Genomic DNA, 21,545 nt, shown 5'->3' on the forward strand with positions numbered 1-21,545 from the left:
TTCCGGCGCCGCGGCCCGTCCGCGGGTGTCAGCGCCCGGCGGGGACGCGCTCCAGGACGCCGCCCGCGAAGACGTCGTAGAGCGGCAGCGACTCCAGGTGGACGTAGCCGATGTGGCAGTCGCACACCGCCAGCGGGCAGGGGCGCGGGGCGAGGGCGGTGCGGAAGGAGCCGTCGTAGAGACTGCCGAGGGTGTCGCGGACGAAGTGGCAGCGGCGTACGGTCCCGTCGCCGTCGACCGAGATCACCGACTCGCCCGTGCGGCAGGGGAGTCCGGCCGAGCGGTGCGGGTGCCGGCTGTAGGGGAAGAGCGGGTCGAGGGCCGTCCACCGCGCGGCCTCGGCGTCGGTGTAGGTGTGCCCCTCGGCCGCGTTGACCCACAGGTAGTGCCGCTCCGGCAGGTCGGCCCGCAGCCGCCGGGCCGCGCCGAGGTGCTCGGGCAGCCCGACGACCCCGACGCTGAACCGCACGTCCAGCGCGGCCAGTTCCCGGGTGCGGGCCAGGAAGCGGTCGTACGGGGTCTGGCCCGGGTGGTACGTGCACCACAGCGCCGCCTTGGCGCGGTCGGCGTCGGCGAGCCACCCGGTGCGGCCGCTGAGGTTGGTCTGGATCGCGACCCGGCGCACGTGCGGCATGTGCGAAAGCCGCACGATCGCCTCCCGGTACCAGGACCGGGTCAGCCCCTCGCCCCACGGGGTGAGGAGCACCGCGAGGGTGTCGTCCTGCGCGGCGGCCCAGTCCGTGAAGCGCTCCAGTGCCGCCCGGTCGGAGCGCAGTTGGGCGGGCATGTCGCGGCGCTTGGCGAACGGGCAGTAGGGGCAGTCGTAGTCGCAGGAGGCGAGCGGGCCGCGGTAGAGGAGCGTGAGGTCCATCCGCGCTCACCGGACCTCGTGGGCGGCCATGGCGGCGCGCACCCGGGGCGAGAAGAGGGCAGGACCGGCCGCGTCGGAGTGCGCGAGGCCCTCGGGGCTCAGCCGCAGCAGGGCGGGCGGCGCGCCCGCGTCGAGCCAGCCGCGGGCGGCGAAGGCGGCGAGTTCGGCGGGGAAGTCCTGCTGCGGGGTGCTGCCGAAGCGGGCGCGGTAGCCGGCCACCTCAAGCCCCTCGGCCTGGAGCAGCGACTGGAGCAGATGGCGGCGGCGTGCCTCGTCCGCGTCGATCGCGCGCCCGTGCTCGGCGTGCCCGAAGTCCGCGGTCGTCGTCGCCGTGTAGTCGTCGACGATGCCGCGTATCTGCGGCATGCCCACCGCGTAGTCGAAGGAGTAGTGCAGGCCCGCGGTGTACGAGCGGGCGCCGCAGCCCAGGCCGACCATGCCGTCGGTCTGGCACGCGTGATCGACGGGACCCTGCGGCGCGGGCGCGTCGGCGCGCCGGAACATCCGCATCGACTCCTGCCGGTAGCCGCGCTCCAGCAGGTGGTCGCGGCCGCGCCGGTAGAGGTCCAGCCGCTGCGCGTCCCACGCCGGGTCGCCGGTGTCGGTGCGTCCGTGCAGGCCGGTGGCGGGGCGTACGTACAGCGGGTAGAGATACAGCTCCTCCGGGCGCCAGGCGAGCGCGGCGTCCAGGGAGGAACGCCAGCTCGCCGGGGTCTGGCCGCCGATGCCGTAGATGAGGTCGATGTTGAGCACCGGCACGCCGGTGTCGCGTATCCGGCCCAGAGCAGCCTCGACGTCGGCCCGGCGCTGCGGGCGGACGGCGGCGCGCGCCTCGTCGTCGGCGAAGCTCTGCACCCCGAGGCTGATCCGGGTGGCGCCGCGCGCGGCCAGCACGGCGAGCCGGTCGGCGGTCGCGGTCGAGGGCGACGCCTCGACGGACAGCGGCACTTCGCCGAGCGGGGCGCCCATGCGGTGCTCGGCGATGTCGCACAGCCGCTCCAGCTCGGCGGCCTCCAGGAAGGTCGGGGTGCCGCCGCCGAAGGCCGCCGCGGCGAAGCGCACCGCACCGGCGGCTCCGCCGTCGTCGAGCGCGGCGCGGACCGCGTCGGCCTGCCGCTCCAGCGCGTCGAGATAGCGGGTGGTGAGGTCGCCGGGGGCGCCGACGCGGGTGAACAGGTTGCAGAATCCGCACCGCACCTCGCAGAAGGGGATGTGCAGGTAGAGCGCGAGGGCGTCCTTGGGCTCGTCCCGCCACAGGTCGCGCAGCGCCGGGCGGCCGGGGAGCGCCCGGTAGGCGGTCTTGTGCGGGTAGGCGTAGACGTAGTCCTGGTACGGGCGCACGGCGGCGGCTGTCGCGGCGGACGGCACGGGGGCCGGGACACGGGGCGGGGCGGTGGTCATGCTGCGGGCTCCCGGTGCTCCAGGAAGAAGTGGGCGTAGGGCACGGTCCACACCGACGGGTGGCCGATGCGGTGGCCGCTCCAGCCGTCGTCGCCGTAGGCGGTGCCGTGGTCGGAGCAGACGATGGCGAAGCAGCGGCGGCGGGAGCGGGCGGCGGCGAAGAGCCGTCCGATGTGCCGGTCGACGTACATGAGGGCGGCCCGGTGCGTCGCGCGCGTGTCACCGGCGTCCTTCGTCGCGCCGGGCAGGTGGAACCAGTTGGGCTGGTGCAGCGCCGAGACGTTGACGAAGAGGAAGAGCCGGCGCCCGGCGGGCAGCGCGGCCACCACCTCCTCGGCCCGCCACACCTGTGCCTCGAACGAGGTGGGCGAGGCGACGCCGAACTCCGGCTCCCAGTGGCTCTCCGCGAAGAGACCGGGCAGGACGCCGCCGAGCGCGCCGCGCCGGTTGAAGAAGCCGACACCGCCGATGCACACGGTGTGGTAACCCGCCGCAGCCAGTCCGCCGACCAGGTCGGGCGCGTCGAAGACCCAGGTGCCGTCCGCGGTGGACTCGCTGCCCTCGAAACGGGCGGCGAACAGCCGCGGATGCGGTCCCGGCGCCGCCGGGGTGGGCAGGAAACCGGCGAACATCGCCTGGTGGGAGGCGTAGGTGAAGCTGCCGGGCGCGTGCCGCCGCTCCCAGGCGCCGCCGGGCAGGTGCGGCGCGAGGTTCGGCAGCCGCCCCTCCGCGGCGAGTTCGGCGGCGACGTCGTGGCGCAGCGTGTCGAGGGTGACCAGCAGCAGGTCGTCGCGGCCGACGACCTCGTTCATGTCGGGATTCGCGTACGCGCCCGGGGCGGGCGTCGCGGCCGGTGCCTGGTGCGCGTCGGGGGCGGGGTGCGGCGGCCCGCCCCCGGATTCCGGGTCAGGTCGATGCACGGTGCTGCTCCCTCGCAGGTGTCGCGGGTCTTGCCGGTGGTGCGGGTGGTGCGGGTGTTGCGGGGTCGGTGGGCGTCGCGCGTCCTGCACGTGCCGCCGGTCCCGCCGCCGCCGGACCCGCGGGGCCGCCCGTCCGGGCCGCCACATAGGCGGGCAGCGCGGCGAGTTGGGCCCGGTAGGTGTCCAGGCCCTCCGCGAAGGTGCCCGGCAGACCCGTCAGCCGTGGCAGCAGGTCGCCGAAGGCGTTGACCTCGGCGACGGCGAAGCGCCGCCAGTCCGCCGCGGGCAGCAGATCGACGCCGACCGCGAGCGTGCCGGGGAAGCAGGCCGCCGCGCGTTCGCAGACGCGCAGGCCCTCCTCCCAGACCGGACCGGCCGCTGCCACGGCGGCCGCGAGGTCGCCGCGGGCACCGCCGAGGTGCAGATTGGTCATCGGCCAGCGGCTGGTGCGCAGCACCGCGTGGGTGGCCCTGCCCGCCACGACCAGCACCCGTACGTCGGCGGCGCGGCCGTCCACCGTCGCCTTCGGCAGCCAGCGTTCGACGTGCAGCCCTTCCGGCGCGAGCGCGTCGACCAGTGCGGCGGCCTCGCGCTCGGCGGTGACACGGCGCACCCGCAGCGAGTTGAACAGCCGCCCGTCCACCGCCTCCACGGACGTCGTCGCCCGCACCCGGCCGCCGGGCGCGGTCTCCAGCGCGAGCACGCCCGAGGCCGACGAGCCGTGCGCCGGTTTCACAAAGGCTCGCGGCATGCGGTGCTCGCGCAGGAGCGTCCGCAGGTCGTCCCACCCGCGCACGGGGGTGTCGCCGCCGCTCGTCGGCGATTCCGGCACGGGAACCCCGGCCCGTGCCAGCAGGCGGTGGCAGGCCCGCTTGTCGAAGAGGACGGCCAGCTCGCCCGGGTCGTCGAGCCGTACGCCGCCGCGCAGTGTCCGCACCGCCGCGGTGAAGGCGGCGTACCAGCGCGCGCCGCCCTCCACCCGGGTCGGGTCGTCCACCCCGCGCAGCAGCCGGTCGACCTCCGGGTGCTCGCCCGGCGAGTCCAGCCGCACGACCTCGTCCGGCGCGAAGCCGGCCCCGCCCTCGCGCAGCACGTCCAGCCACGGCACGACCCGGGGCGCGGCGAACCCGGCGGCCACCGCCGCCCCGGCGAACAGCTGCACCCGGCGGTTGTCCGGATTGCCGACCACCGCCAGCCGCGGGCCCCGCCCGCCGCCCGGCACCGCTTCCTCCCCGGCCACCTCCTGCCCCCTGTCCCTTCCGACGGCCCGCGCGCCGCTACTCGCCGACGGCGACGTAGCGCCAGACGGTGCCCGTGTCGCCCTCGGTGTACGACTCGGCGTTCGCGCTGCCGAGGTCGAGCCGGACGCCCGCGGGCTCCAGCGTCTCGCGCAGCTGCCGGGCGACGTCCTCGCCGATGTAGTTGTGGTGCAGATCCAGCGACTTCAGGTGCGTCAGCGGCTGCCCGGCGAGCAGCGCGGCGGCGCCCTTGTCCGTCAGCACGCCCATGGACAGGTCGACCTCGTCGAGCCGCGCCACGACCGGGGCGGTGGCGAAGGCCGCGGCCACCGCGTCCTGCATGTCGCTGTTGCGCAGCGCCAGCCGCCGCAGGGCGGGCAGCCGGGTGCCGGTCAGGAAGGGTTCGAGGTCGGCCACCGTGGCGTCGCCGCCGTAGTCCGAGGTGCCGAGCCACAGGTCGAGGTCGGTGAGCGCCGGGAAGTCGCTCGCGGCGATTCCGCGCACCACGTCCGCGCCCAGCCCGCCGCTCTGCACGACGAGTTCGCGCAGGTTCTCGTGCCGGACGGCGGGGAATTCCAGGCTGTTGCCGCCCCGGACGCCGAACCGCTCCAGCTCGGGGAAGCCGGTGAGCAGCGGGGTGAGATCGGCCTGGACGATCCAGGAGATCTCGCACTCCTCGAAGGTCATGTCCCCGATGAAGAGCGAGCGCAGCGCGGGCAGTTGTTCGCGTGCGGCGAGCAGCGCCTCGACGACCGGCCCCGGCCCCTCCTCGTACGCCTCCGGCCACGCGCCCACGACCAGCGCCCTGACCTGGCTGAGGTCGACGGCGGCGGCGAAGCGGGCGAAGGCCTCGGGCCAGGTCTCCTCGCTGTCGTAGGTGTCCGCGGCGATCCGCCACGCGGCCTCTCCCGCGGCGGCGTCCGGGCGGCGCCGGTCAGCCGGTGACGGCCAGTCGACGACCGGCAGTCCGCCGTACTCCTTCAGGTGGTCGTGCACCAACCCGCTCATGTCCCTGTCCCGTTCACGCCGCGTCGAGGTGTCCCCGGACGGCGGGGCGCTGCGCCAGGCCGTCCGGAGCCGATGTGTGATCACGTTGTACCAAGAGGGTCCGACAACGCCCGCCGGGGGCCCGTCCGCACCGCCTCCCGCCCGCCCGTCCGCCGGGATCCCTCCTCCAGTTCCCGGCCTCCTGCCCGGCTTCTTGCTCGGGCGAGCAAACGCGCGTACCGTCTTGCTCATGCAAGCAAAAGACAGCACGGGCAAGCAAGCATCCGGCCGGGGGGCGGGACGCAAGGCCAAGCCGTCGTTCACCGAGACCGGCCGCCGCGCCCAGATCGTCGCCGCCGCCATCGACGTCATCGCCGAATCGGGCTACCACCGGGCCTCGTTCGCGAAGATCGCCGAGCGCGCCGGGCTCAGCAGCACGGGGATGATCAGCTACCACTTCGACGGGCGCGACGACCTGATGCGCGAGGTCGTCGCCGAGGTCATGCGCCTCGCGGACGGCTACGTCCGCCCCCGTGTCACCGCCCACGAGGGCTACGCGGCCCGGCTGCGCGCCTATGTCGAGAGCAACCTCGACCTCGTCGCCGACCACCCCCGCCCCATGGCCGCGATCACCGGCGTCCTCACCAATCTGCGCGGCGACGAGCCGGGCATGGCCGCCTTCCTCGGCGCGGCCGAAGCAGGTCTCGCGGCGCAGGCGGAACAGCTCAGGAACGGCCAGCGGGCGGGGGAGTTCTGCGACTTCGACCCGTGGGTGACGGTGCGGGCGATCCGCGCCGCCATCGACGACATCGTGCGGCGCGCCGCCCACGACCCCGGGCTCGACGTACGGGCCGCGGGCCGCGAACTCGCCGACCTCTTCGACCGCGCCACCAGGAGGACGTCATGACCGCAGCGGACACGGAAGCACACACGGGCACAGGGGCACACATGGGTACGGCGCACCGCACACCGCCGCAGGGCACGGAGGACGCCACCGCGCGGCCCGCGCGCGACAGGACCGCGGCACTGCGCCGCCGGCTCGCCGCGCAGCTCCTCCTCGAACTCGTCCTGCCGCTCGGCGCGTACTACGGGCTGCGCGGCGCGGGCGCCGGACAGTACCTCGCGATGGCCGTCGGCGGCCTGCTCGTGCTGCCGTGGATCGGCTACGGGATCGTGCGGCACCGCCGGATCGAGGCCGTGGCGGTGTTCACCCTCACCCTGGTCGTGGCCGGCACCCTGCTCACCCTGGTGACCGGCAGCCCGCGCGTGCTGATGGTCCGGGACAGCTGGCTCACCGCGACCCTCGGCCTCTGGGTGCTCGCCACGCTCCTGTTCCGGCGGCCGTTCATGATGACCGCCTCCCGCGGCATCGTCGTCGCCAAGACCGGCGAGGCCGGGTTCGCCGCCTGGGAGGCCCGGTGGGACGCCGAGCCCGTCTTCCGCCACCAGCTGCGGCTGCTCACCGCGGTGTGGGGTGCCGGGTTCCTGCTGGACTCGGCGCTGCGCATCGTCCTGGCCTACGCGATCCCGGTGGACGCCTTCCCGCTGGTCAGCACCGTGCTGTGGCTCGCGCTGCTCGGCGCGATGATCGGCTTCCACAACTGGTACATCACCCGCAACGGGCTCAAGCTCTGACCCCCCCCGGGACGTCAGGGGTGCATGCGGGCGCCCTTGAGGATCTTGTCCACCGCGTTGCGGGGGCCGTGGACCGCCAGCCCGACCAGGTCGAGCTGCTCGCGGCGCACCGCCCGCACCGCCGCCCGGTTGTCCCGGTCGTTGCCCGTCGTGAATAGGTCCGACGTGAAGACGGCCACCGGCAGGCCGCGGGACAGCGCCCGGCCGTGGGCGGCGGTCAGCGTCTCCTTGCCGCCCTCGAAGACCAGCACCGGCTGGCGGAACATCGGCAGGTAGGCGGTGCCGTCGGCGTCCTCGTACGGCTCCCCGACCACCTCCGGCGCGACGCTGCCCAGCCCGCTGACCAGGAAGGCGGTCACATTGAGCCGCTGCCAGGACCGGAGGTCGTCGCGCAGCAGAACGGCGATCTTGGTGTCGAAGCGTACGGGCGGCAGGCCGGCCCCGGTGTCGTTCACGGTTTCCATGCCCCCAGCCTCGCGGTCCGACGCGACGGCGGTCTTGTACGTTCTTTGCATGGCACAGGCGCACGAGACCTCCGCGTGGCGCCCGCCGGTGGCGGGAGTCGTGGAGGTCCTGCACGCCCGCTTCACCGACCACGCCTACCCGATGCACGTGCACGACGCCTGGACGCTGCTGATCGTCGACGACGGCGCCGTCCGCTACGACCTGGACCGCAGCGAGCACGGCACCCCCGTCGGCACGGTCAGCCTGCTGCCGCCGCTGGTCCCGCACAACGGCTCGCCCGCCACGCCGCACGGCTTCCGCAAACGCGTCCTCTACCTCGACATGACGCAGCTCGACGAGCGGTTCGTCGGCCCGGCCGTCGACACCCCGGACCTCGCCGACCCGCTGCTGCGCACCCGCATCGGACAGCTGCACCAGGCACTCGCCCGCCCCGGCGACGAGCTGGAGGCCGAGAGCCGCCTCGCCCTCGTCGGCGAGCGGCTGCGTACCCACCTGCGCCCCCGGCTCGTGCCCGCGGGCCGCCCGGACACCGGCGTCGCCCACCGGCTGCGCGACCTCCTCGACGCGCACCTGCGCGACGGCGTCACCCTGGACGAGGCCGCCCGGCGCCTGCACGCCCACCCCACGCACCTGGTGCGCGCCTTCAGCGCCGCCTTCGGCATCGCCCCGCACCAGTACGTGACGTCCCGCCGGGTCGACCTCTCCCGCCGGATGCTGCTGGACGGCCTGCCGCCCGCCGAGGTGGCGACCGCCGTCGGCTTCTACGACCAGGCCCACTTCGGCCGCCACTTCACCCGCGTGCTGGGCACCGCTCCCGGCCGCTACGCCGCACGCGTGCGGGCCGCCGGCGGGAATCCCCGCCGACGGCCCGCCGCACCGCCCGTCCGCTCTCAGACGATGGCCACCGGGCCGTCCCAGTAGTCGCGGTCCACGGTCAGCGTGTAACCCTTGCGGGTCTCCTTGCTGTTGGCCTGGTACTGGTGCGCCCGGCTGTGACCGGTGTAGAGCTTCGCGTTCCAGGGCCAGTCCGTCGTGGTCGTCGCCTTGGCGTCCCACAGCGCGTACCACAGGTTGCCCGGCAGGTCCGTCCGGTCCGCCGCCGTGGCGACGGCCTTGGCGCTGGACGTCGAGAAGCCGTAGTAACCGGCGCGGTAGGTCTTGCCGCGCAGCGTCTTGCTGAACGACCGCACGTACGCCAGCACGGCGTTGTTGCACGACGTGTTGGTGACGTCGTACGACTCCATGTCCAGGTAGATCGCCGACCCGGCCTTCATCCCCAGCGCCGCCGCCTTCGCGACCGCGTCCTTGCCGTCACTCGCCCCGAGCGACGTCGCGGTGGCGGCGGTGAGCTTCTCCGACTTCGTCCCCGTCTGGCACGGCGGCTGGGCCCCGACGTAGATCGGGATGATCTTCCAGCCCGACGAGTTGGCCGCCTTCACCCAGGAAGCGGTCAGATTGGGCTGCGCGCAGCCCCGGTTCCGCCCGCCCACATAGACGGCCGCGCCGCCGTAGTAGCCGTCCGCCTTCCACGCCTTCATCGCCGTCTGCGACGGCGCGGTGCACGTGTCGAACGCGCGCCCGGTGAAGGTCTTCTGCGCGGGCCACGTGGTCGCCGCCATCGACGACTGCGCCATGACCACACCCCCCGCCGCGACGACGGCCGCGGCCGTCCCCCACGCGATGTACCGCCCCTTTTTCGACAACCGGTGCCTTGGCAAGCCCACCCTCGTTCTCCGGCGACCTTCCGGCCGCCCCACGATTCCACCCGGCCACGCCGGGACGAGCTGATCGTAGAGGCACCAAGGACCCCGTCCGCACAGGGGTGCGAGTGGGCACCACCGCAGTCCGGGAGGTCATCGCGGCCAGTGGGACGACATGACGTGCCGGCTGCGCAGTCCGGCGGTCGTGACGGCGGCCTGGGCGGCTGCGATCAGGGCCAGGGCGCCGGTCACGCCGAGCAGTTGGAGGGCGAGACCGGCGGTGAGGGAGCCGAGGGGGGCGCCGGCGCCGATGAGGGTCATCGTCGCCGCCATCGTGCGGCCGCGCCGGTGGTCCGGGATGCGCCGGAAGACCAGGATGTCGACGAGGACCCGCAACGCGGGCAGCCCGAGTCCGGCCAGCGCCAGTATCGCGAAGACCCACACCGGGCCGAACGGCAGCGCCAGCAGGCCCACGCCCGCCGTGGTCAGGGCGGACGCGGTCAGCAGCACCGCACCGGGGCCGAGCCGGCGGTCGAGCCGGGGCACGAGGGCCGCGCCCGCGAGCATGCCGACGGCGGTGCCGGTGAGGGCCAGGCCGATCGCGCCGGGGGAGTGGTGCTGGTGCCGCAGCGCCACCACGACCACCAGGACGGCCGCGGTCACGCTGAAGTAGAAGCAGCAGATGACGGCGAGGGCCGCGCGCAGCAGTCGGTCGGCGACGAGTTCGCGCAGCCCGGCGAGCGCCTCGGCGGCCGGCCGGGGCCCCGGGCCCCGCACGGCCGGGGCCTTCGCCGCCGGGGGGCGTACCGCCAGGGCGCAGCAGAAGGAGACCGCGAAGCCGACGGCCGCGGCCGCGAAGGGGAGGGCGCGTGAGGCCAGGAAGAGCGCGCCGCCCAGTGGCGGTCCGGCCAGGGCGGCGGCCCCGCCGCGCGCCTCGTCCCGGCTGAGCGCGGCGGTGAGCTGGTGGTCCGGCACCACCGCGCGGAGCAGCAGCATGCGGGCGGGCGCGCCGAACGCCGTCGAAGCGCCCAGGACGACCGCGGCGCCCAGGAGCAGGCCGACTCCGGCCACGCCCGCGGCCAGGCAGCCGGCGACGAGGACGAGGGCCAGCACCCGTACCACTTCGGCGACCAGCAGGACGCGCCGCCGGTCGAGCCGGTCGACCGCGACACCGGCGGGCAGCCCCGCCAGGATCGCGGTGCCGACCTCGGCGAAGCCGAACAGGCCCGCCAGCGCCGGGGATCCGGTCAGGCCGAGGACCAGCAGCGGAGCGGCGACCTCGACGGTCTCCTGGCCGAGGTTGGCGGCGGCGGCCCCGAGCCACAGCGCCTGGAAGCGGCGGTTGCGCCGCAGCGGCACCGCGGCGGGTGGCCGCTCTTCACGTTCCGCCAGACATTCACTCATGCGTGAATGGTAGGCATCGCGTGAACGCTTGACCAGTGTTGAATGGAGCGGGCACGCCGGACCCGGCACCGGCGCGCGGACGACGGGAAGGAACCGGACGACGATGGCCGAGGAAGCGGAGGGCGGCGCGCGGACCGTCCGGGAAGTCGCCGACGTGGAGACGCTCAAGGCGCTGTCCGACCCGCTGCGGCTGGCGATCCTGCGCGCGATGACGACCGACGTGCACGCCGCCTACCGGGTCAAGGACCTCGCGGGCATGCTGGACCAGCCGGTCACCCGGCTCTACCGGCACATCAAGGTGCTGGAGGCGGCCGGACTGATCCGGGTGGCGCGGACCCGGCTGGTCTCCGGCATCCAGGAGAGCCAGTACCAGGTCGCGCAGTTCGCCCTGCGGCTGGGCCGCGAGCTGCTGGCTGCGCCCGGCAGCGCGGGCGAGGTCGCCGACGCCTTCGCGGCCGCGCTGGACGGCGTCCGCGACCGGCTCGTCCGGGACGTCACCACCGGCCGCTTCCGGCGCGACCCCGCCCCCGACGGCTCGCCCGACCCGCTCGCTCCGGTGGTCGTCGCCCTCGACACCCGTCTGTCCCCCGACCGCGCCGCGGACTTCCGCGCCCGGCTGGCCGCGCTGGTCGAGGAGTTCAACGGCCCGGAGGGCGAGGACGGGGAGGCGGTCCCGGTGGAGCTCCTGCTGGCGTTCTGGGCGCCCCGCGCCCCCGCGCCGCCCGCCGCGGGCTGACCCTGCTCGTACGGCCGTCCGCCGCGGGGCGGTGTGCCCCGCGGCGGACGGCCGGGCGGGGGATCTACCGGTAGGTGATGTCCGACGCCTTGTAGTTGCAGTAGTGGCCGTCGGCGTCGGAGCCGTTCTTCGGCGGCTCGGCCCCGGTGTTGTTGCCGATGTACTTCTGGCAGGGGACGATCTTGTGGCTGCTGTCCCCGACGATCGTGATGTTGCGCAGGGAGACGGTGTCGCCGTAGTTGGTGTTGATGCCGGCGAGGGCGCTGCCCTTGTACGTGGCCTCGATGCCGTTCAGCTCGATGGTCCGCTGGTACTGCGTCGAGCAGTTGCCGCACGAGCGTACGAGCTTGCCGAAGTCCTGCACGGCGAAGTTGCTGACGACGAGTTTGCCCGCGCCGTTGAACTGCAGGACCTTGTCGGAGGCGTGCATCGCGCCGCCGCCGGTGACGGTGTAGACGTTGGAGGACGAGGAGCCGCGGAAGGTGGCGGCGTCCTCGCCGACGTCCTCCCACCACACGTTCTGCAGGGTGCAACTGCCCTCGCAGTGCGCACCGTCGGCCGCGGGCGAGCCGATGACGACGTTCTTCAGGGTCGCCCCGGGGGCCAGGTCGAAGATCGGGCCCTGGTCCTCGGACTGGTCGCTCGTGCCGAGGTCGCCGGTGCCGTAGTAGCGGGCGTAGCCGTAGTCCTTGGTGCCGGAGACCGAGATGGTGGAGCTGGTGCCGTGGTTGCTGGTGGGCGTGGGCCAGGTCGCCGCCGAGGCCGACGGCGGAAAGGCCCCGGTGGCCACCACGGCGGTGCCGATCGCGGTGACCGAGCCGAGGACGGCGGCGAACCGGCGGCTCCGAGGGCGCGGGCGGCGGTGGGGCGGTCGGGGTAACGCGGTGCGTGGGGGCATGGTGCTCTTCCTTTGTGGGGGGATGAACCTCATGATCGGCAAGCGCTTGCTGTCCAAGTGGGGTCACACTCCGTCGAAGCGCTGCGGTGCCAAGCACCGTAGGACACCTCCGGCAGGCAGGCAACACCTCGCGTAAGGATCGGCTCGTGCGTGGATCCCGCCGCGGCGAGCCTTCAGGACGGCGGATCCGGTGCGGTGGAGGCGCGCGAGCGGGTCGGCGGCGACCGGTGGTGAAGCGCATCGACCGTGGGGGTGGCGGGGTGTCAGGAGTGTGGTGGGAAGCGGCAGTAAAGGCTTACTGTCTGCCCGACGGGTTGTGCGTGGACATGGATTCTGTTCATACTGCGGAACGCCAGGACGAGGCAGGCCCGTTCGCAAGCCCCCGAGGAGTGGCCCGTGACGCTCACCCGCCGATCCCTGCTCGCCGCCGGAACAACCGCCGCCGCCCTCGGACTCGCGGGCACCCGGGCACCCGCGGCCCGCGCCCGCGACGGGCGGCACACCCGCGGTGTGCTGCGGGTCTCCCCGGACGGGCGGGGCGACTTCAGGACCGTCCAGGCCGCGGTGGACGCCGTGCCCGGCGCGGGCGCCGTCGTCGTGCTCGGCCCCGGCACCTACCGTGAGACGGTCCTGGTCACCGCCGCCGCGGCCGGGCTGACGCTGCTCGGCGCGACGGGCGACCCGCGCGACACCGTCATCGTCCACGACATAGCCAACGGCACGCCCAGACCGGGCGGCGGCACGTACGGCACCTCGGGGTCGGCCACCGTGACCGTCCAGGCCGCGGACTTCACCGCCCGCGGCATCACCTTCGCCAACGACTGGCTGCGCGCCGACCACCCCGGCGTCACCGGCACCCAGGCCGTCGCGCTCAAGGTGCAGGGCGACCGCTCGGCCTTCCACCGCTGCCGCTTCCTCGGCCACCAGGACACGCTGTACGCCGACACCCTCGCGCAGGACGTCCTCGCCCGGCAGTACTTCCGGGACTGCTACGCCGAGGGCGACGTGGACTTCGTCTTCGGCCGGGCCACCGCCGTCTACGACCGCTGCCACTTCCGCACCCTGGACCGCGCGGACCTGGCCGCCCCGCCGTACGGCTTCGTCTTCGCGCCCAGCACCACGGCCGCCGACCCGCACGGCTTCCTTGCCACGCGCTGCCGGATCAGCAGCGGCGCCCCGGACGGCGCGTACAAGCTCGCCCGGCCGTGGGTGCCGAGTTCCGACACCACCGCGGTGCCGATGCTGACGGTGCGCGACAGCGTGCTCGGCGCGGGCCTCGACGCGGCCCGGCCGTACGCCGACATGTCGGCCGCCTTCCCGTGGCAGAGCATGCGCTTCGCTGAGTACGCCAACCGCGGGCCGGGCGCGGCCGTCACCGACCCGGCGGAGCGGCCGCAGCTCACCGCGGCGCAGGCCGCGGCCGCGACCCGCGAGGCATACCTCGCGGGCGACGACGGCTGGGCGCCGTGGCGGGCCGCGGGGCGCTGAGGGGCGTTTCCGGCGGCCCGGACACGGAGGCGGGAGGGGTCAGGACACCAGGGGCTGGTCCTCCAGTTCGGTCAGGGTCACCGTGCACAGCCCGCCGCGCTCGGCCCGGACGTCCGTCACCTTCAGCTGGGTGCCCGGCAGCAGGATGAACTCCTCCTCGCCGGTGAAGGCCGAGAAGTTCTGGATGCCCGTCGCACGCAGCGGGTTGACGGTGAACAGGGTGCGCTTGCCGCGGCTGCCGAGGAAGGCGCGGGCCACCCCCACGTTCGGCGTGCAGGACGAGACGCCCCACCAGGTGATCGTCCGGCCGAGCGGATACTGCGCCCGCAGGTCGAGCGGCACGCCCCGCCACAGCGGTTCGGTCCGGGCCGGGAGCCCGGAGACCGCCGAGAACAGCAGCCGCAGGTAGGGCAGGTACGGAACGACCCGGGCGCGGTCGGGCGACCGCAGCACGGCGTTGATCTCGCGGTAGAACGCGGACTCGCACGTGTACAGGTACAGCGCGGCGATGGCCTCCGGCGACAGGACGCCGGACAGCTCGTCCGCCCGCCGCTTGCCGAACTCGTGCGAACGGCTCACGTGCCCGTCCAGACCGGGCAGCAGCTCGACGACCGGGCCGACCGCGTCCCGGAAGTCCATCAGCGGCGTGTCCAGGACACCGGTGACGGCGGGGAGGACGAGGCCCTCGTCCTTCACGCTCGCCAGGCGTTCCAGGTAGAGCTGGTGCAGCTCCATGGTGGACGTGATGAACGCGCCCATCCGCTCCGCCACGTCGCCCTGCGCGCCGCCCGCTTCGGCCGCCGCGGCGTTCCACCCCGTGCTGGGCAGCCAGTCGACCGGGTCGGCCCCGAGCGAGGCGAGGGCGTCGTTGACGACGGCGAAGTGCTCGCCGTCGCAGAAGATGTCGCCCTGCGCCGCCGGGTTGCAGTGGTCGATGTGCCGCACCTCGACACCGGGATACTTCTTCTGCAGCCGCACCACGACCTGCTTGAGACTGCGCGCGTGCGCGCCCCACCAGGCGAAGACCACCCCGCGGTCCTCCTCGGGGGCGTCCTGCTTGGCCTTCAGGATCTCCTCGACGATCCGCTCGGCGACCGGCCGCCAGAAAGCGGTGTGCCGGTCCGGTCCCGAGGAGCCGTCGCTGTGCGCCGTCAGCGCCGCGTTCAGCAGCAGCACACCCTGGGTGAGCATCGCCTGGAACCACTCCGGCGGCTGGACGGTCTCCTGCTCCGCGAGCAGCTTGCGGATGTCCGCGATCGGGGTCTTCTTCGGTATCCCGTACTTCCACATCGCCGCCGCCTTGATGATGCAGCGGATGCTGACGACCCGTCCGAACTGGCTGTCCTTCCAGTCGTGGAAGGTGTTGTCGAACATCGCGATGCCGGTGGCGCTCTCCGGCCTCGGGTACGGATTCTGGCCGAAGACGACGACCTTCCACTTGTGCGGTGCGTGCGGCTTGAGCGCCTGGAAGGTCAGCTCGCGGACCGGGACGACCTCCGGGCGGCGCTGCGGGCCGATGAACTCCGCCGCGCCGGGCTGCGCCTCGATGACCGGTTTGAGCAGCGGCAGCCACGGCTCGCCGCCGCCCGCGAAGAGCTCGGTGAGAGCCAGCGGGTCGTCCGGGCCGGGCGTGGCGGGGGTGGTGGGGGCGTCGCTCATGGCGGAGTCTCCGGAATGTCGAGAGGTTGAACCGTCGCACTGATGAACCGATGTACTGAAGTGCCGATGGACTGCACTGCCGATGGACCGATGGAGCGGGGCCGTACGGTGTCCGGCCCGCGCGGCCGTCGTCCGGCCGGCTGCGGCACCTCTACTCATACCGGCAGGGTCTGACACCCGCTCACCCGGACCCGTCGGGCGGCCGGCCGGCGCATGACGGGCTGTCAGCGGGTGGACGCCCCGGGGCGGGGCGTTGTCAGTGGGTGGGGGTAGCGTCGTGATCGACAAGAGGAAAGATCTCGACCGTAGGGGGACCCATGACCGCGAACCGTGTGCAGCAGCCGCTCCGCGTGGTGCTGGCCGATGTGAACGCGACGGTGGTGGAGTCGTGGCGGGCGGCCTTCGCGGACACGCCCGAGATCGAGATCCGCAAGGCCTCGATCCTCGACCAGGACGTGGACGCGTGGGTCAGTCCCACGAACTCCCGGGGCCGCATGGACGGCGGGGTGGACGCGGTCGTCAAGCGCCATCTGGGAGCGGGGATCCAGCTGCGCGTGCAGCGCGCGATCCGCGACGAGGCGGGCGGCCGGCTGCCGGTCGGCAGCGCGGTGTGCGTGCCGTCTGGCGCGGTGCGCCCGAAGTACCTGATCTCCGCCCCGACGATGGAGGAGTCCGCGCAGAACGTGAGCGAGACGCTCAACGTCGCGCTCGCCTGCGCCGCCGCCTTCCAGGCCGTCCACCGGCAGAACAGCGTGGCACCCGGCAGCATCGGGTCCGTCGCGCTGGTCGGGATGGGGGCCCGGACGGGCCGCGTGCCCGCGCGGGTGTGCGCGAACCTGATGTGGACCGGCTACACCCTCTTCCAGGACTACTCGTTCGAGGACTACGACGACCTGCGCCGCACGGTCGTCGCGCAACTCGACGACATCGAGAGCGTTCCGGAGACCCAGCGGGTGCGGATATCGCCGCCGCAGGCGCGGTCCGCCCGCCGCTGACGCCGGGTCCGCCCGGCGTGCCGCGGGCCGCCGTCCCGCCCACCTCGGGGGTGGTGGGAGGGCGGCCCGCGGGGGGACGCTGCCGGTCAGTCCGCGCAGGTGAGCTGTGCCGTGCCCCAGTCCGCGTGGTCGAAGGCGGTGCCGTCGCCGCCGTCCGCGACCACCAGGGTCAGGGTGTGGACGCCCGTCGTGTCGGCGGTCAGGCCGACCGCGTCCTGTCCGCCGCGCAGGACGTCCGTGGCGGCCAGCTGCCTGCCGTCACCGAGGACGGTGAAGGTCACACTGCCCTTACCGCCCGTCTCGTCGTCCACGCCGACCTGCGCCTCGAAGCGGGTGCAGCGGGCCTGGATGTCGATGTCCACCCGGGAGGGGGCGTTCACGCCCAGGCCCTTGGCGAAGACGGTGCCGCCGACGGTGAGCGGGTTGCCGTCCCCGGAGCCGGTCTCGCCGTTGGACAGGTCGCGCTCGACCGGCCCCCAGCCGTTGGTCGCGGAGAGGAAGGGCTGGTCACTGGCGTAGGCCGTACCGTGCAGCGGGATGCTGACGTGCACGATCTGCTCGACGTGCACCGGCGGGGCCTGCCTGCCGGCGGGGTTGGCGTACTCGGCCCACACGGGGACGTCCACCGCGCCGCCCGGCTGGTCCTTGCCGAGCGTCACCTGCCAGCTGGCGTCGAGTGCCTGGCCGGCGTGCAGGCTGCCGCGTGTGACGTCGTGTCCGGAGACCGTCCAGCCCTGCGGGAGCCGGGCGCGGTCCAGCGTCAGGCGCACCTGGCGCAGGCCCGCCTGTGGTGAGATGAAGCTCGCGTCGATCCGCACGCTGCTCCCGGCCTCGGCGGTCGCCGCCGACGGGTCGACGGTCAGCGTGGTGGCGGGAGCGGTGACGACCGGCTCGTCGCAGTCGGTACGGCCCCGGGTGGCCGGGCAGGCGAGCGCGGCGAAACCGCCGTCGGCGGCCGCGTCCACGGTGAGGGTGTCGCGCGCGGTCACCGTCCGCACGGTGCGCTGCAACTGCCCGTCCTTGTCGCCGACGGTCTCCAGCAGCCAGCTTCCCTTGCCCAGGAAGCCCAGCGGCGCCTTCATGGTGTCCGCCTGTCCGGCCAGGATGCCGCCGACGAACCAGCGGTCGTCGCTGCGCCGGGCGATGACGACCTGCCGGTCACCGGCCGCCTGCACGTCGGGCGAGCCGGAGACCAGCCGGGTCTCGTCCCAGGCGGTGGGCAGCTGCTCGAGGTACTTCTCGGCCACCGGCTGGGCGGCGAAGCCCTCGGGCTTGTCGCCCAGGCTCGTCCAGCCCGACTCGAAGACCACCGGGAGCGCCAGCTCGCGCGCCAGGGTGTCCTTCCGGCCGGGACGGGAGAACCAGGTCGGGGTGTAGTCCATCGAGCCGACGACGTTGCGGGTGAAGGCCAGGAAGATGTCGCGGGTGGTGTTCTGCCCGTTCTCCTCGCCGCGCACCGCCTCGACGCTCATCACCTGCGGCCAGGTGCGCTGCAGCCCGCGCGGGATCGTCGCCCCGTGGAAGTCGATCATGAGCTTCAGCCGGGCGGTGTCGCGCAGGATGTCGTCGTACCACTGGAAGGTCGACTGCGCGTCGGAGTACATGTAGTCGACCTTGACGCCCGCGACGCCCCAGGCCTTGACCTTCGGCAGCCAGGCGTCGCGCTGTGCCTGCGTGCGCAGCGCGTTCCAGTCGAACCACAGCAGCACGTCCACCCCCTTGGCCCGTGCGTAGCGGACGAGTTCGGGGACCCAGCTCTCCTGCCAGCCCGCGTCCACGAGGGTGTACTCCAGGCCGTGCGCGGCCGCGTAGTCGACGAAGTCCTTCTGCCGCTGGAAGTCCGCGGGACTGGAGCCGTCGCTCAGCCAGGACCAGTCGTCCACGCCGGGGCGGATCCAGGAGGTGTCGGCGATCTGCGACGGCGGCGCGAGGTCGTCCACCAGCGTGGAGCCGATCAGTGTGTCCAGGCTGCCGACGATCGCGGTGCGCCACGGGGTCGCGAGCGGCCCGGCCGCGGTGACCGGCTCGCCGTCGGCCAATGCCACCCGGTAGGCGCCGCTCCCGGCCTGGTGGTCGAGGTGGCTGCCGGAGTACCGGCCGTCCACGTCGGCCTCGGTGAGCAGCACGTAGCTGCCGCCCGTCCGGAACAGGGTCGGGTAGCCGAAGGAGCACGTGTCGCCGTCGCAGGTCGCGGGCTGCGCGGTGTTGGCGGCGCCCGCGGTGGTCTGCGTCCGCTCGGTCTCGTAGCTGGGGTTGTACGGCTGGACCCAGGCCTTGGCGTCCACCGGGAGCTCGAAGGTCGAGGCCTCCTGGGTGACCGTCACCTGGCCCTTGCCGCCGACCAGGTAGCGGTAGGCGACACCGTCGTCGGAGACGCGGACCACCACGCCCAGCTCCGCGCCGCCGGCGCCGCGGAAGGTGAGGGTCGACTCGCGCATGGTGGCCGAGCGCACCGCCTGCTTCCCGGCCGTCATGCGGTACGACTCGTGCACGGTGCGGTCGTGCCGGTCCACCAGGCGCAGCCCGGTGGTGAGGTCGTGGGTGTCGGTGCGGATCCCGAGCCGGCCCGGGAGGAGCACGGGCGCGCCGTTCCGCTCGACGGCGAGGGTCGGTTCACCCGTGCCGTCGACGGTCACCTGGGCGGTCAGGCCGGAGTGGGCGGGTCCGGTGATCGTGGTGGTGCGGGTGTCCTGCTGTCCGGCGCCTGCCGGGGCCGCGGCCACCGCCACCAGCCCGCTGCCGGTCAGGGCGGCGAGGGCGAGGGCGGTCACGGCTCTGCGGGTTCTGCTGTGGCTGCTGTGCCTGAAGTGCCTGAAGTGCCTGAAGTGCATCAGTGTCCCATCGAACGTCGGATACGCGTCAGTTGCAGGTGAGCGTGGGCATGGCCCAGTCACCGTGGTCGTAGGCGTTGCCGTCGCCGGCGTCGCCGACGACGAGGTCGAGCATCTGCACGCCGGTGACGTCGGCGGTGATCTTCCGGGCCGGGTCGTCGCCCCGGACGGTCGGGCTCGCGGCCAGCGTCTTTCCGTCGCCCAGGACGCTGAACGTCATGGAGCCGTTGCCGCCCGCGTCGGCGTCGTTGCCGACGGTGGACTCGAACGACGTGCAGTTGCCGCCGAGGTAGATCGAGACGTCGCTGACCGCGTTGGTGCCGAGACCCTTGGGGTAGACGGTGCCGGCGATGGTGAGCGGGCCGCCGTCACCGGAGTTGGTGCCGCCGACCGACAGGTCGCGCTCGACCGGGCCCCAGCCGTTGGTGGCGGAGACGAAGTCCAGGTCGCTGACGGCGTTCACGCCCGAGGGCGGCGGCGGGTTGGTGACGCTCACCTCGGTGTCCTGGCGCAGCCACTGGGCGACGCCCGACTGCGCGAAGGTCGCGGTGGCCGACAGGGTGGCCCTGGACGCCTTGTCGGTGGGGGCGGTCAGCTGCCAGACCGCCGAGAGGCTCTGGCCCGGCCGGACCTCGCCGAAGACCTGCGGCTGGGCGTCGTAGTCGAAACCGGGCGCGGCCAGCGTGAGGTTGACGCCCTCGGCCGGTTTGCCGTGCTTCGGGACGGAGACGGTGGTGGTGACGGTCACGGTCTTGCCGCGCTGCACGGACGCGCTGGACGGGGTCACCGTGAGCGCGGCCGAAGGGGACTGCGCGCGCAGGTTCGTGAAGGCAACGTTGTCGAACTGGTCGGTGACGTACGAGGTGAGGCCGAGACCGCCCTGGCCTGCGGCGTAGGTGCTGTCGTGGACGGTGCCGATGTCGTGGCCGTCGACGGAGGCGGTGATGGTGGAGCCGCTGAAGGACAGGCCCAGCCGGTGCCATGTGCCGGTGCCGAGCGGGGCCGTCGCCGAGCGGCTCAGGACCGTGCGGTGGCCGTCGGCGTCGCTGCGCAGGAGCGTCCACGCGCCGGTGTCGCTGATCTGGAAGTAGTAGCCCTGCTGGTGCGACTGCGGCCGGTTCTGGGTGCCCGCCCGCCCGATCAGCTCGACCGTGCCGGGCTTCGCCAGCTCCACGTCGGAGGTGAAGGAGTAGTCGGTCCAGGTCGGGTCGCCGACCAGGGTGAAGGCGTCGGAGTCGTCCTGCCACTCGATGGGCTTGGTGGCCGCCATCTGCTGCAGGCACATCCCGTGCCGCCCGGCGGCGCACTTCTGCACCTCGAAGGAGCCCTGCATGTCGGACAGGTAGCGCGCCTCGGTGCCGGCCTTGTCACGGTCGAAGCTGTCGGAGTACGGCAGCGCCAGCGGGTGCACGGCGGGGGAGGTGGCGGTGCCCTTGCCCTGGCCGGTCGTGGTGGTGACGGTGTAGATCCAGCCGGGCTTCAGCGTCATCGCGTAGGAGCCGCCGGACGGGGTGACGTCCTGGGCGTGGACGAAGTCCGTCGCGGGGGAGGGGCTGTTGACGTCGGTGGCCCACACGTGGACCGTGCCGCCGGACAGGCCTCCCTTGACGGAGAGGTTCACCGTCTGGTCCTCGGTCGCGGTGGTGGTCTCCAGGACGGTGGACCAGTCCTTGCCGTTGGGGGACTTGAGGGTGATGTAGCTGCCGTTGGTCTCGGCGCCGCCGAGGTAGCCGGAGGCGGAGTCGACGAACTGCCAGCCGGGCTGGGCGAACTGGGTGACCTGGGCGGTGGCCCAGGTGTTCTCGCCGATCGAGTAGCTGCCCGACCAGGGGGAGTTCGCGGTGGCCAGGCCCACGGTGTTGTAGGGCAGGTTCTGGTAGACGGAGGCGATGAGCGGCCAGTTGAAGAAGTTCACCATCTTCGCGTCGGTGTAGCCGCGGGTGATGGCCCGGATGAGCGCGGGTGCCCCGGTGTTCATGTCCTGCGAGCCGTTCTCGCTGTCCCACAGCGGCTTGCCGCTGTTGCGGGCCGCGGTGGTGCTGGAGCAGGTGTGGGCGTTGCCGCCGTCACCGCCCTCGCAGGAGTAGTGGGTGCCGATGACGGACACGGCGTCGTTGAACGCCTTGTCCTTGGCCATGTCGTCCGCGACGCTCCAGCCGCTGTCGTCGGCGACGAGCTGGACACCGGAGTAACCGGCCTTGTCCAGGGCCGCTCGCAGCTCCACGTACCAGTTGGCGTCGTGGCCGCGTTCGTTCCAGCCGCCGAGGTAGGTGATGGGCAGTCCGTGCTGTTTGGCGCAGTCGAGCCAGGAGATCAG

General features: G+C 73.5%; 18 protein-coding genes. 6 read left to right on the plus strand and 12 right to left on the minus strand.

Features of this window, described 5'->3' with window-relative positions; translation table 11 throughout:
• Nucleotides 1–28: 28 nt before the first annotated feature.
• The 5 genes from ACH4PY_RS30215 to ACH4PY_RS30235 form a co-directional block, all read right to left on the minus strand.
• The gene (locus tag ACH4PY_RS30215; protein WP_398189912.1) at nucleotides 29–871 is read right to left on the minus strand and encodes an STM4011 family radical SAM protein; all 843 of its coding nucleotides are present in this window, start codon (nucleotides 869–871) and stop codon (nucleotides 29–31) included.
• 6 nt (nucleotides 872–877) lie between these two features.
• Nucleotides 878–2,272: an STM4012 family radical SAM protein gene (locus ACH4PY_RS30220; RefSeq protein ID WP_398189915.1), complete on the minus strand. Its 1,395-nt coding sequence runs from the start codon at nucleotides 2,270–2,272 to the stop codon at nucleotides 878–880.
• A complete protein-coding gene (locus tag ACH4PY_RS30225; protein ID WP_398189985.1) occupies nucleotides 2,269–3,084 on the minus strand; it encodes an STM4013/SEN3800 family hydrolase in 816 nt (271 codons plus the stop codon). Before ACH4PY_RS30225 ends, ACH4PY_RS30220 begins: the two co-directional genes overlap by 4 nt.
• A gap of 94 nt (nucleotides 3,085–3,178) precedes the next feature.
• Nucleotides 3,179–4,432 (minus strand): STM4014 family protein, encoded by a 1,254-nt coding sequence (locus ACH4PY_RS30230; RefSeq protein WP_398189918.1) that lies wholly within the window; start codon nucleotides 4,430–4,432, stop codon nucleotides 3,179–3,181.
• Nucleotides 4,433–4,469: 37 nt separating this feature from the next.
• Nucleotides 4,470–5,438: an STM4015 family protein gene (locus ACH4PY_RS30235; RefSeq protein ID WP_398189921.1), complete on the minus strand. Its 969-nt coding sequence runs from the start codon at nucleotides 5,436–5,438 to the stop codon at nucleotides 4,470–4,472.
• Nucleotides 5,439–5,667: 229 nt separating this feature from the next.
• On the opposite strand from ACH4PY_RS30235, the gene ACH4PY_RS30240 reads away from it, so the two are divergent.
• Nucleotides 5,668–6,324: a TetR/AcrR family transcriptional regulator gene (locus tag ACH4PY_RS30240; RefSeq protein WP_398189924.1), complete on the plus strand. Its 657-nt coding sequence runs from the start codon at nucleotides 5,668–5,670 to the stop codon at nucleotides 6,322–6,324.
• Nucleotides 6,321–7,052 carry a VC0807 family protein gene (locus tag ACH4PY_RS30245; protein ID WP_398189927.1) on the plus strand — a complete coding sequence of 244 codons (732 nt, stop codon included), beginning with the start codon at nucleotides 6,321–6,323 and terminating at the stop codon, nucleotides 7,050–7,052. The genes ACH4PY_RS30240 and ACH4PY_RS30245 overlap by 4 nt, the downstream gene beginning before the upstream one ends.
• A gap of 14 nt (nucleotides 7,053–7,066) precedes the next feature.
• Here the strand turns inward: ACH4PY_RS30245 and ACH4PY_RS30250 are convergent, their stop codons facing one another.
• Nucleotides 7,067–7,516 carry a DUF2000 family protein gene (locus ACH4PY_RS30250; protein WP_398189930.1) on the minus strand — a complete coding sequence of 150 codons (450 nt, stop codon included), beginning with the start codon at nucleotides 7,514–7,516 and terminating at the stop codon, nucleotides 7,067–7,069.
• 49 nt (nucleotides 7,517–7,565) lie between these two features.
• Between ACH4PY_RS30250 and ACH4PY_RS30255 the strand changes: the two genes are divergently transcribed.
• On the plus strand, nucleotides 7,566–8,438 hold the full coding sequence (locus ACH4PY_RS30255; RefSeq protein WP_398189933.1) for a helix-turn-helix domain-containing protein: 873 nt from the start codon (nucleotides 7,566–7,568) through the stop codon (nucleotides 8,436–8,438).
• Here ACH4PY_RS30255 and ACH4PY_RS30260 read toward each other — a convergent pair.
• Both ACH4PY_RS30260 and ACH4PY_RS30265 read right to left on the minus strand, forming a co-directional pair.
• Nucleotides 8,408–9,235 carry a glycoside hydrolase domain-containing protein gene (locus ACH4PY_RS30260; protein WP_398189936.1) on the minus strand — a complete coding sequence of 276 codons (828 nt, stop codon included), beginning with the start codon at nucleotides 9,233–9,235 and terminating at the stop codon, nucleotides 8,408–8,410. The two genes, ACH4PY_RS30255 and ACH4PY_RS30260, sit on opposite strands and share 31 nt — an antisense overlap.
• A 135-nt stretch (nucleotides 9,236–9,370) precedes the next feature.
• Nucleotides 9,371–10,621, minus strand: a complete 1,251-nt coding sequence (locus ACH4PY_RS30265) for an MFS transporter (RefSeq protein WP_398189939.1) — start codon at nucleotides 10,619–10,621, stop codon at nucleotides 9,371–9,373.
• A 103-nt stretch (nucleotides 10,622–10,724) separates the two neighbouring features.
• Between ACH4PY_RS30265 and ACH4PY_RS30270 the strand changes: the two genes are divergently transcribed.
• Entirely contained in the window at nucleotides 10,725–11,357 is a 633-nt protein-coding gene (locus ACH4PY_RS30270; RefSeq protein ID WP_398189942.1) for a helix-turn-helix domain-containing protein, read from the plus strand.
• 64 nt (nucleotides 11,358–11,421) lie between these two features.
• Here ACH4PY_RS30270 and ACH4PY_RS30275 read toward each other — a convergent pair whose 3' ends face one another.
• A complete protein-coding gene (locus ACH4PY_RS30275; RefSeq protein ID WP_398189945.1) occupies nucleotides 11,422–12,255 on the minus strand; it encodes a pectate lyase in 834 nt (277 codons plus the stop codon).
• 396 nt (nucleotides 12,256–12,651) lie between these two features.
• Here ACH4PY_RS30275 and ACH4PY_RS30280 point away from each other — a divergent pair, with 396 nt between their 5' ends.
• Nucleotides 12,652–13,743 carry a pectinesterase family protein gene (locus ACH4PY_RS30280; RefSeq protein WP_398189948.1) on the plus strand — a complete coding sequence of 364 codons (1,092 nt, stop codon included), beginning with the start codon at nucleotides 12,652–12,654 and terminating at the stop codon, nucleotides 13,741–13,743.
• 39 nt (nucleotides 13,744–13,782) lie between these two features.
• On the opposite strand, the gene ACH4PY_RS30285 is transcribed toward ACH4PY_RS30280, so the two are convergent.
• Entirely contained in the window at nucleotides 13,783–15,402 is a 1,620-nt protein-coding gene (locus tag ACH4PY_RS30285; RefSeq protein WP_398189952.1) for an ADP-ribosyltransferase domain-containing protein, read from the minus strand.
• Nucleotides 15,403–15,719: 317 nt separating this feature from the next.
• On the opposite strand from ACH4PY_RS30285, the gene ACH4PY_RS30290 reads away from it, so the two are divergent.
• Nucleotides 15,720–16,397, plus strand: a complete 678-nt coding sequence (locus ACH4PY_RS30290; RefSeq protein WP_398189955.1) for a macro domain-containing protein — start codon at nucleotides 15,720–15,722, stop codon at nucleotides 16,395–16,397.
• Nucleotides 16,398–16,483: 86 nt separating this feature from the next.
• Here ACH4PY_RS30290 and ACH4PY_RS30295 read toward each other — a convergent pair whose 3' ends face one another.
• Nucleotides 16,484–19,228, minus strand: a complete 2,745-nt coding sequence (locus tag ACH4PY_RS30295) for a glycoside hydrolase family 97 catalytic domain-containing protein (protein ID WP_398189959.1) — start codon at nucleotides 19,226–19,228, stop codon at nucleotides 16,484–16,486.
• Nucleotides 19,229–19,256: 28 nt separating this feature from the next.
• The coding region (locus ACH4PY_RS30300) for an NPCBM/NEW2 domain-containing protein (protein WP_398189963.1) at nucleotides 19,257–21,545 on the minus strand (2,289 nt) is incomplete at its 5' end.

Source organism: Streptomyces sp. NPDC021224, assembly GCF_044332905.1.
In the GTDB taxonomy this organism is placed as follows: Bacteria; Actinomycetota; Actinomycetes; order Streptomycetales; family Streptomycetaceae; genus Actinacidiphila.